This is a genomic window from Streptomyces sp. NPDC059010 (genome assembly GCF_042740355.1).
Lineage (GTDB): Bacteria > Actinomycetota > Actinomycetes > Streptomycetales > Streptomycetaceae > Streptomyces.
Window position 1 is genome coordinate 41,829 of the sequence record NZ_JBHYJA010000016.1, and the last position, 10,217, is coordinate 52,045.

Here is a 10,217-nt window from a genome sequence, read left to right on the forward strand (position 1 = left end):
CCCTGGGCGGAGCCCCCGGAGGAGAGGCCGCGCATGCCATCGACCGCCTGCATCCCCTCGGTTCCGGCGCCCGGGAACGCCGCCGAACTCCGCGAACGGGCACGCGGCGCACTGCTGGGCCTGGCCGTCGGCGACGCGCTGGGCGCCCCGGCGGAGAACATGAAGCCCTCCGAGATCCGCGCCCGCTGGGGCCGCATCACGGGATACGTCACCGACAACCCCTGCGGCACCGACGACACCGAGTACGCGATCTTCTCCGGACTCCTCCTCGCCCGCCATGGCTCGGCCCTGACCCCGGCCCATGTGGACACGGCCTGGCACGAGTGGATCGCGGACCGGGCGGAGGGCCCGTTCAGGGGCGCGGGCTTCAGCGAGCGCGGCACGCTGGAGAACCTCCGCCGCGGCCTGGCCGCCCCCATCTCCGCCCAGCACCGCCATGCCTGGAGCGACGGCCTCGCCATGCGGGCGGCCCCGTTCGGCGTCTTCGCGGCGGGCCGCCCCGCGGAAGCGGCCCGCCTGGTGGCGATCGACGGCGCGGTGAGCCATGACGGCGAGGGCATCTACGGCGGCCAGGCGGTCGCGGCGGGCGTCGCGGCGGCGATGGCGGGCGCCCCTACGATCGCGGTGGTCGCCTCGGCGCTCGCCGTGGTCCCGGACGACTCCTGGACGGCCAGGTCACTGAGGAGGGCGGTGGCGGTGGCCCACCGAGGCGAACGCGCGGTCCGCTCCGCGGTGGTGATCGGCGGCTACCCGTGGACCGACCTGGCCCCCGAGGCGGTCGCCCTGGCCTTCGGGGCGTACGCGGCGGCGGACGGCGACTTCGTCCAGGCGGTCCTCACGGCGGTGAACATGGGCCGGGACGCGGACACGACGGCAGCGGTGGCGGGCGCACTGGCGGGCGCGACCCACGGTGAGACGGCGATCCCGACGGAGTGGGCGACCGCGATCGGCCCGGCGAGGGGCAGCTGCCTGCCGTCCATGGCCGGGCACCACGTACTGGACGTGGCGGAGCTGCTGGTGCCGGGGGAGGACAGAAAGTGGAGCGCGGGAGGCTTCACCACGACCGAGACCCGGCCGACACCTCCGACCCGGACAACGGCACCTACCCCGGCCCCGGCACCGGCCGAAGGAGCCCACCGATGAGGCCGCCCACACCATGGGACGAGGGGTCCCCGACGGCGACACCCCCCGAAACCGAACCCACCCTGCTCACCGAGCCGCCAGAACCCACGACCGCGGACGCCACGACTCTTACGCAGCCGCACGAACCCACAACCGCCGACGCCCCGCCCCCCACCCAGCCGCACGACCCCACAACCGCCGACGCCACGCCCCCCACCCAGCCCACCGACCCGGCGGCCGCCGACGGCGATTACGCCCCACCGGGGCCACCCGCACCCGACGACGAAAGCAGCACGGGCGGTGCGGGTGGGAAACAACGGGCCGAAGGCGAAGCCGAGGCCGGTCAAAGAGTGCTCGGCCTCCTCCTCGGCCTGGCCGCAGGCGATGCCGCCGGCTGGCCAGCCGCCCGCCACCGAGCCGCCCGCATGCCCGAATGGACCCGCCGCCTCACCCGCGAACTCGACACCTTCGCCGAACACAACGCGACGACCACCCTCCCCGTCCCCATCGCCCTCAACCAACCCCCCGAACCCCTCCGCCTCGGCCCTTCCGACGACGCGGAATGGGCGGCCTTCGCAGCAGAGGCCGTACTCCGAGCCGGCGACGACACCGCCCTCGGCGACCTCAGCCGAGAACGCCGCACCCGAGCCGCCATCGACCTGACCTGGAACGCCGTAGCCAGCGAAGTGGCCGCCGCGGCCGACCGCGCCCCCGAGGTCGAGTCGGCCATCCTCCCCCTGCGCGCCCGCATCTCCGTCCGTGCCGGCCTCGGCAACCTCGCCACCGGCCTGCGCCCACCCGCCACCGGCCACGACAACCCGCACTACTTCGACGACGCGGCCTGCGTAAGGGCCTGCGTCCTGGCCGTGGCCCACCCCGGCGACCCCCACCGCGCCGCCGCCCTCGCCGAGTTCGACGCCCGCTACACCCAGGACGGCGACGGCGTACACGGCGCGAGGGCGATGGCGGCGGCCGTGGCCCTGGCCCTGACCGGCGCGAACGCCACGGCCTGCGTGACAGCGGCCCTCACCGAACTCCCCGAGGAGACGGAGATCGGCCGCAACGCCCGCCACGCCCTGAAGCTCGCCCGGAACGCCGACAGCGCCTTCGCCCTGATCCCCCTCCTGGAACACCAGATCGTCGACCATGTCTACAGCTACGGCATCGCCGCCGCCGAGACGGTCCCGGTCGCCCTCGCCCTCACGGTCGCCGCGCACGGCCGTATCGCCGAGGCCGTCCCCGCCGCGGCGTGTCTGTCCCGGGTCGCCGACTCGGCACCCGCGCTGGCCGGCGCGCTGACGGGCGCACTCGGCGGCGGTACGTCGATCCCGGCGTCCTGGCGCGACACCTGCCGCACCCTCTCCGGCTGCGTACTCCCCCGCCTCACCGGCACCGACCTGGTGGAACTCGCCGAACTCCTGGAAGCCACACAACCGGCCCGACCAGGAGGATGATTCGGTGCATGACGCCCAAAGCACAAGAAACCAGTGGCTCGCGAGAATCCAGTGGTCCGCGTCTCGATGAGCGGATCACCGGCGCCCTGGTCGGCGCGGCGGTCGGCGACGCCCTCGGCGGCCCGGTGGAGGGCTACTCCCCCGACCAGATCGTGGAACGCCACGGCGGCCGGGTCCACGGCATCGTCGGCCCCTGGAACGGCGAGGCCTGGCGCACGGCCCGCCCCATCGCGCCGTACCACAAGGGCGACGGGCACGTCACCGACGACACCTTGATGACGCACGCGCTGGTCCGCGTCTACGGATCCGTCCGCGACCACCTCGACGCGTACGCGATCGCCGACCACCTGGTCCCGGACCTGATGACGAACCCGCGCTGGATCCCGGAGCTGGAGGCGGAGGCACTCCCCCTGCACCGTGTCTTCCTGGCGGAGAAATGGCTGGTGGCCCGCCTCCACTACGGCCATGTGGACCCGCGGGAGGCAGGCGTAGGCAACATCGTCAACTGTGGTGCGGCGATGTACATGGCCCCGGTCGGCCTGGTCAACGCGGCCGACCCGAGGGCCGCGTACGCCGAGGCACTGGACATCGCGGGCGCGCACCAGTCGTCGTACGGCCGCGAGGCGGCGGGCGTCCTCGCCGCGGCCGTGGCGGCGGCGTGCACCCCCGGTGCCACACCCGACTCGGTCATCTCGACCTGCCTGTCCCTGGCGAAGGACGGTACGCGGGCGGCGATCGAGAAGACCTGTGAAGTGGCAGGCGCCCACACGGACTTCGAGTCGGCCCTCGCCCCGCTCCGGGAGGCGGTCACCCCGTACGACACGGTCGGCCCCGACTACCGCAGGCCCTCCCTCGGCGCCCGCCGCCCCTCCCGTCTGCACGCCATCGAGGAACTCCCCGTCGCCCTCGCCATGCTGCTGATCGCGGACGGCGACTACCGCCGGACGGTCCTGGGCGCCGTGAACTACGGCCGCGACTGCGACTCGATCGCCACGATGGCCGGCGCCCTCGCCGGCGCCCTGGGCTCACCGCCCCCCGAGGACTGGTCGAAGACGGTCGCGGAAGCCAGCCGCCTGGACCTCTGGGAACCGCCCCGCACCCTGACCGAGGTCACCAGGGAGATCCACGCCCGGGACGTACGCCGACGCCGGGCGCACGAGGCGGCGTTCACGGAGCTGGAGGGCCGAGCATGCTCCGACTGACCTGGGTCCAGCCGGAGGACCTGATCGGCCATGAGCTGCGACAGGCGGCCCTGGACGGACGGGAGCCGGCGGCGATCGCGGCGCGCTGGAGCGCGGCGGGCGGCAAAGTGGCGCCGCTGCGTGCGGGCGCGTCGCCCGAGCCGGCGTCGCGATATCTGCGGACTCTGGCCGAGGACCTGCTGGACGAACTGGCGGACCTGCCCAGCAGGTTGGCGGACCGGGAACCCACGGACCTCACCAGGATCAAGGCCAACTGCCCGTCCTGGCCCGCGCCGACCCCGGCGGACGTCCCCGCCCCGGCCCGCTACGAAGCCGCCTGGCTGGGCCGGGCCGTCGGCTGCCTGCTCGGCAAACCCGTGGAGAAGCTCCCCCTCGAAGCCATCCGCGAGCTGGCCGGAGCCACCGGCAACTGGCCCCTGAACACCTACTTCACCGCCCGCGGAGTCCCCCCGGAACTCCTCGCGGCCCACCCCTGGAACCGCCGCTCGGCCCACACCTCCCTCGCCGAGAACATCGACGGCATGCCCGAGGACGACGACCTCAACTACCCCCTCCTCGACCTCCTCCTGCTCCAACGCCACGGCAGGACCTTCACCACCACCGACGTGGCCCGTCTCTGGCTCGACGAACTCCCGGCCGGCCGCACCTTCACCGCCGAGCGCATCGCGTACCGCAACCTCCTCACCGGCATCGGCCCCCCGCACACGGCGCGCCACCGCAACCCCTTCCGCGAATGGATCGGCGCCCTCATCCGCGCCGACGTCCACGGCTGGACCAACCCCGGCGACCCGGCCGCCGCGGCCGAGCAGGCCCACCGCGACGCCACCCTCACCCACACCGCCAACGGCGTCTACGCGGCGATGTTCACGGCGGCGGTCATCGCACAGGCGGCGACCGCGACCGGCCCGCACGACATCCACACCTGTCTGCGGACGGGCCTCACCGTGATCCCCCCGGCGTCCCGCCTGGCCCAGGCCGTCCAGCACGCCGTCCAACTGGCCCACAGCCACGACGACTTCGACACGGTCGTGGACGAACTCCACGCCACGCACGCCCCCACCCACCACTGGGTCCACGCCATCCCCAACACCGCCCTGATCGCCGCCGCCCTCACCCACGCCGACGGCGACTTCACCGGCTCCATCTGCCGCGCCGTGTCGGGAGGCTGGGACACCGACTCCAACGGCGCCACCGCGGGCAGCGTCGCCGCCCTCCTCGCCGGCAGCCCCAGCGCCCTCCCGGACCGCTGGACGATCCCTCTCAAGAACCGTCTCGCCACCTCCGTCGCCGACTTCAACGGCATCGGCTTCGACGCTCTGGCCCACCTCACCCACCGGCTCACCCCCTTGGAGGCCCCCCGCCCATGACCGGCATCGTCGTGCTCGGCAGCACGAACATGGATCTAGTCACCTATGTCGAAAAGGCCCCGCAGCGCGGCGAGACCGTGACGGGCCGGGAGTTCCGTACGATCCCCGGCGGCAAGGGCGCCAACCAGGCGATCGCCGCGGCCCGCGCGGGCGGCGACGTCCTGATGATCGGCGCCGTCGGCAACGACGCCTTCGGCACCCAGCTGCGCTCCACCCTCGAACACTCCGGTGTGGACACCGACGACCTCCGCACCGTCGAGGGCCCCTCCGGCACCGCGCACATCGTCGTGGACGACGAGGGCGGCAACGCGATCGTCGTGATCCCCGGCGCGAACGGCACACTCGACCACCTCAGCCCCGGCGACGAGGGCGTCATCGCCTCCGCCGACCTGCTGCTGCTCCAGCTGGAGATCCCGCTGCCCGCGGTGGTGGCCGGCGCCCAGGCGGCCCGCCGGCACGGCGTCCGTACGGTCCTCACCCCGTCCCCCGCCCGACCGCTCCCGGACGAACTCCTCGCCGCCATCGACCTGTTGGTCCCCAACGAGCACGAGGCCGCCACCCTCACCGGCCGCACCGACCCACGCGAGGCGGCCACCGCGCTGCTCGACCGGGTGCCCGAGGTCGTCGTCACCCTGGGCGCCTCCGGCAGCCTCTACGTCACACGCGGCGCCGACCCCGTGACCGTCCCCGCGCCGAAGGTCACCGCCGTCGACTCCACCGGCGCCGGGGACACCTTCGTCGGCGCCCTCGCGGTGGCCCTCGGCGAGGGACGCCCGATGCGGGACGCGCTGACGTGGGCGTCCGCGGCGGCCGCGCTGTCGGTCCAGCGGGCGGGTGCCACGGCGTCGATGCCGTACCGCCCCGAGATCGAGGAGCGGTACCCGTCATGACCGAGGTGACTCAGCCGGCCCGGGCCGGCCAGGCGCCCCAGGCCCCCCTGACCGGCGTGCGCGTGCTCGACCTGGCCACCCTCTTCGCCGGCCCGCTCGCCGCCACGATGCTCGGTGACTTCGGCGCGGAGGTCATCAAGGTCGAGCACCCCGAGAAACCGGACCCGTCCCGCGGCCACGGCCCGTCGAAGGACGGCGTGGGCCTGTGGTGGAAGGTGCTGGGCCGCAACAAGCGCACCATCGCCCTGAACCTGTCCAAGCCCGGCGGCCGCGCCGCCCTTCTGCGCCTGGCCGCCACCGCCGACGTCGTCATCGAGAACTTCCGCCCCGGCACCCTGGAGAAATGGGACCTGGGCTGGCCGGAGCTAGCCGCCGCCAACCCCCGGCTGATCCTCACCCGCGTCACCGGCTTCGGCCAGTTCGGCCCCTACGCCCACCGCCCCGGCTTCGGCACCCTCGCCGAGGCGATGAGCGGCTTCGCTGCCCTCACCGGCGAACCGGACGCGCCCCCGACGCTCCCGCCCTTCGGCCTGGCCGACTCGATCGCGGGCCTCGCGACGGCGTACGCGGTGCTGACGGCACTGACCGCCCGCGAGCGCACCGGCGAGGGCCAGGTCGTCGACATGGCCCTCATCGAACCGATGCTGCTGGCCCTCGGCCCCCAGCCGACCTGGTACGACCAGCTCGGCTACGTCCAGGAACGCACCGGCAACCGCTCCGCCAACAACGCCCCGCGCAACACCTACCGCACCGCCGACGGCACCTGGGTCGCCGTCTCCACCTCCGCCCAGTCGATCGCCGAGCGGGTGATGCACCTGGTGGGACGCCCCGAGCTGATCGAGGAGCCATGGTTCGCGACGGGCGCCGACCGGGCCCGTCACGCCGACGTCCTCGACCGGGCGGTCGGCGACTGGATCGCCCGCCACACCCGCGCCGACGTCCTCGCGGCCTTCGAGAAGGCGGAGGCGGCGGTGGCCCCGATCCAGGACGTACGTGACGTCATGACGGACCCCCAGTACGCGGCCCTCGACACGATCACCACCGTCGAGGACCCGGAGCTGGGCCCGCTCCGTATGCAGAACGTCCTGTTCCGCCTCTCCGCCACCCCCGGCGCGATCCGCTGGGCGGGCCGCCCGCACGGCGCGGACACCCACGCCATCCTCACCGGCCTGGGCCTGACCCCCGCCGAACTGGCGGCCCTGCGCGAGGAGGGCGCCCTGTGACGAGCCCGGTGAGCACCGTCCCGTCCGTCCCGCACCCCCTGACCTGGCTGTACGCCCCCGGTGACCGCCCTCGTGTGGTGGCCAAGGCCCTGACCTCCGGCGCCGACATCGTCATCGTCGACCTGGAGGACGCGGTGGCCCCGGACCGCAAGGACTACGCCCGGGCGGCCACCGCCGACCTGCTCCGCGAACCGGGGCACCCCGTCCCGGTCCACGTCCGCGTGAACGCCCTGGACACCCCCTCGGCGGCGAAGGACCTCGCGGCCCTGGCCGCCCTCCCCGGCCTCGCGGGACTCCGCCTCCCGAAGGTGACCTCGGCCGAACAGATCATCCACCTCGCCCAGACGACCCCGCCCGCCGCGCCGGGCACGACCGCGCTGCACGCCCTCCTGGAAACGGCGCTCGGCATCGAACGCGCCCATGCGATCGCCTCCGCCCACCCCTCCCTGCACGGCATCTCCCTCGGCGAGGCGGATCTACGGGCCGACCTGGGCGTACGGGGCGACGCGGGCCTCGACTGGTCCCGCTCCCGCGTCATCGTGGCCGCCCGGGCGGCGGGCCTGTCCCCGCCGTCCCAGTCGATCCACCCCGACATCCGCGACCTGGAGGGCCTGGCGGCGTCCTGCGCCCACGGCCGCACCCTGGGCTTCCTGGGCCGCGCGGCCATCCACCCCCGCCAGCTCCCGGTGATCGAGCGCGCCTACCTCCCCACGGAGGCGGAACTGGAACAGGCGGAGACGATCATCAAGGCGGCCACCACCGAGCAGGGCGCGCAGGCCCTGCAGGACGGCACCTTCATCGACGCGGCCGTGGTGGCGGCGGCCCACCGAACCCTGTCACTGGCCCGCCGACGCTGACCGTCTGCTCGCTCACCACACAACGAGGGCGCCCGGAAGACTCCGGGCGCCCTCATCGTCGTAGAACCAAGCCTTACGACTTCTTTGTCGCCGACTCGGCCTCGTCCTTCGCGTCGTCCTTCGCCTCACCGGTCACGTCGTCGGTCACGGCGGCATCGGCGGACTCGGTCTCGGCCTTGGCCTTGGTCTCGGTGCCGGAGGCCTTGTCGTCGTCGGAAGCCGTGTCGTCACCGAGGGACTTCTCGTCACCGACCGCCTTCTCGTCACCGGAGGCCGTGTCATCGCCGGATTCCACGGCACCCGGCTCGACAACGGCTTCCCGGCCCGGCCGCTTCTTCGCGGAGATCACGATGTACGCCACCGCGAGCAGGAACACGATCAACGCGGTCCAGTCGTTCAGACGCAGACCGAGGATGTGGTGGGCGTCGTCCACCCGCATGTACTCGATCCAGAACCGGCCCACGCAGTACGCGGCGACGTACAGCGCGAACGCCCGGCCGTGCCCCATCCTGAAGCGGCGGTCGGCCCAGATCACCAGCAGGGCGACGCCGATGCACCACAGGGACTCGTAGAGGAACGTCGGGTGGTAGGTGCCCGGCACCCGTCCGTCCGACGAGGACGTGATCTCCAGGGCCCACGGCAGATCCGTCCGCCGCCCGTACAGCTCCTGGTTGAACCAGTTGCCCCAGCGCCCGATCGCCTGGGCGAAGGCGATGCCGGGCGCCACGGCGTCGGCGTACGCGGGCAGCGGGATGCCCCGGCGGCGGCAGCCGATCCACGCGCCGAGCGCGCCGAAGGCGATCGCGCCCCAGATACCGAGGCCGCCCTCCCAGATCTTGAAGGCGTCCACCCAGTCACGGCCCTCGCTGAAGTACAGCTGGTAGTCCGTGATCACGTGGTAGAGCCGGCCGCCGATCAGGCCGAACGGCACGGCCCAGACAGCGATGTCGGCCACCGTGCCGGTCCGGCCGCCCCGGGCGATCCAGCGTTTGTTGCCGAGCCAGACGGCTACGAAGACACCGATGATGATGCAGAAGGCGTAGCCGCGCAGCGGAATGGGTCCGAGGTGGATCACCCCGCGCGATGGGCTGGGAATGTAGGCAAGTTCCATGGCAAGGTCGACGCTACCCTGCCGGGCGGCACCGATGTCAGGCGGCCCGGCAACGGCTCCATAACAGGCAGCGCCCCGGACGGGGCCTGCCGGAGGAGCTCATCCCTTGGCGTTCTCCTCCACCATCTGCTTGAGCTTGGCCGGGGTCATCGTCTGGTCCTGGTAGATGTTCTTGCCGTTCAGCAGGACCGTCGGCGTTCCGCTGAAGCCGCCCTTCTTGAAGGCGTCGTTGGACTTCTCGACCCAGCTGTTGTGGGTGCCGTCCTCGACGCACTTACGGAAGGCGGGCGTGTCCAGTCCCTTGACCTTGCCCGCGAGCTCGAAGAGCTTGCTGTTCTTGGCGAAGGCGTCGTCGACCTCCGGCGGCTGGTTGCGGTACAGCACGTCGTGGTACGGCACGAACTGGCCGGTGTCCTGGGCGCAGGCCGCGGCGTTGGCGGCGTTGCGCGAGCCGGTGCCGCCCATGTTGCCGTCGATGATCGTCGCCAGGTGGTACTCGACCCTGAGCTTGCCTGCGTCCGTCAGCCCATGGATCGTCGAGCGGTACGCGTCCTCGAAGGACTTGCAGGCCGGGCAGCGGAAGTCCTCCCAGACCGTGAGCGTCGACTTGGCGCTCTCCTCGCCCACCGGGATCGCGAGGCCGTCCTTGCCCTGTGCCCCCGAGGGACCCACGACCGGCCCGGCCGAGTCACCGGTGTCCTTGCCGGCGTTCGCCGCGACGACACCGACCACGGCCGCGAGCCCCAGGACGCAGACGACGCTCGCGCCGACGATCAGCGCACGGCGCCGCTTGTCGGCGGCCTTCTGCTTCTCACGCTCGACCGCCAGCCGCTCCCGGGCGGTCCGCTTACCCTCACGATTCTTTTCGCTCACACCCGCAGAAACGAACCGGGGGGGGGGGCGCCGGCGCCCCCCCGCCCCGGGCGACCCCTGCCGCGCAGCGGCGGGCCTGGCCGGCGGAGACCCGGAGGAGAGCGCCGGTGTGTTGGGG

Annotated in this window: 9 protein-coding genes; 7 read left to right on the forward strand and 2 right to left on the reverse strand. The window is 73.2% G+C overall.

From position 1 onward, the window contains the following. The first annotated feature begins 33 nt into the window (after positions 1-33). From ACFWYS_RS18920 to ACFWYS_RS18950, 7 genes are read left to right on the forward strand one after another with little or no spacing between them, the layout of a single operon-like run. Positions 34-1,143: an ADP-ribosylglycohydrolase family protein gene (locus ACFWYS_RS18920; protein ID WP_384769756.1), complete on the forward strand. Its 1,110-nt coding sequence runs from the start codon at positions 34-36 to the stop codon at positions 1,141-1,143. After that, entirely contained in the window at positions 1,140-2,576 is a 1,437-nt protein-coding gene (locus ACFWYS_RS18925; RefSeq protein ID WP_384769759.1) for an ADP-ribosylglycohydrolase family protein, read from the forward strand. The genes ACFWYS_RS18920 and ACFWYS_RS18925 overlap by 4 nt, the downstream gene beginning before the upstream one ends. Positions 2,577-2,584: 8 nt before the next feature. Beyond that, entirely contained in the window at positions 2,585-3,778 is a 1,194-nt protein-coding gene (locus ACFWYS_RS18930) for an ADP-ribosylglycohydrolase family protein (protein ID WP_384769762.1), read from the forward strand. Next, the gene (locus ACFWYS_RS18935; protein WP_384769765.1) at positions 3,766-5,145 is read left to right on the forward strand and encodes an ADP-ribosylglycohydrolase family protein; all 1,380 of its coding nucleotides are present in this window, start codon (positions 3,766-3,768) and stop codon (positions 5,143-5,145) included. Before ACFWYS_RS18930 ends, ACFWYS_RS18935 begins: the two co-directional genes overlap by 13 nt. Continuing rightward, positions 5,142-6,035 (forward strand): ribokinase, encoded by an 894-nt coding sequence (gene rbsK, locus ACFWYS_RS18940; RefSeq protein ID WP_384769768.1) that lies wholly within the window; start codon positions 5,142-5,144, stop codon positions 6,033-6,035. Before ACFWYS_RS18935 ends, rbsK begins: the two co-directional genes overlap by 4 nt. Next, positions 6,032-7,258 (forward strand): CaiB/BaiF CoA transferase family protein, encoded by a 1,227-nt coding sequence (locus tag ACFWYS_RS18945; RefSeq protein WP_384769771.1) that lies wholly within the window; start codon positions 6,032-6,034, stop codon positions 7,256-7,258. Before rbsK ends, ACFWYS_RS18945 begins: the two co-directional genes overlap by 4 nt. A gap of 8 nt (positions 7,259-7,266) precedes the next feature. Then, complete coding sequence (locus ACFWYS_RS18950; protein ID WP_384770168.1) at positions 7,267-8,115, forward strand: HpcH/HpaI aldolase/citrate lyase family protein; 849 nt, start codon at positions 7,267-7,269, stop codon at positions 8,113-8,115. Positions 8,116-8,188: 73 nt separating this feature from the next. Here the strand turns inward: ACFWYS_RS18950 and lgt are convergent, their stop codons facing one another. After that, positions 8,189-9,226, reverse strand: a complete 1,038-nt coding sequence (gene lgt, locus ACFWYS_RS18955) for a prolipoprotein diacylglyceryl transferase (RefSeq protein ID WP_384769774.1) — start codon at positions 9,224-9,226, stop codon at positions 8,189-8,191. 99 nt (positions 9,227-9,325) lie between these two features. Further along, complete coding sequence (locus tag ACFWYS_RS18960) at positions 9,326-10,099, reverse strand: DsbA family protein (protein WP_384769777.1); 774 nt, start codon at positions 10,097-10,099, stop codon at positions 9,326-9,328. Positions 10,100-10,217: the final 118 nt, after the last annotated feature.

Excerpts from the sequence above, each read along its gene's own strand:
- ACFWYS_RS18945 (WP_384769771.1), top strand. The coding sequence starts at position 6,032 with ATGACCGAGGTGACTCAGCCGGCCCGGGCCGGCCAGGCGCCCCAGGCC.
- ACFWYS_RS18925 (WP_384769759.1), top strand. The coding sequence starts at position 1,140 with ATGAGGCCGCCCACACCATGGGACGAGGGGTCCCCGACGGCGACACCC.
- ACFWYS_RS18920 (WP_384769756.1), top strand. The coding sequence starts at position 34 with ATGCCATCGACCGCCTGCATCCCCTCGGTTCCGGCGCCCGGGAACGCC.
- ACFWYS_RS18935 (WP_384769765.1), top strand. The coding sequence starts at position 3,766 with ATGCTCCGACTGACCTGGGTCCAGCCGGAGGACCTGATCGGCCATGAG.
- ACFWYS_RS18930 (WP_384769762.1), top strand. The coding sequence starts at position 2,585 with ATGACGCCCAAAGCACAAGAAACCAGTGGCTCGCGAGAATCCAGTGGT.
- rbsK (WP_384769768.1), top strand. The coding sequence starts at position 5,142 with ATGACCGGCATCGTCGTGCTCGGCAGCACGAACATGGATCTAGTCACC.
- lgt (WP_384769774.1), bottom strand. The coding sequence starts at position 9,226 with ATGGAACTTGCCTACATTCCCAGCCCATCGCGCGGGGTGATCCACCTC.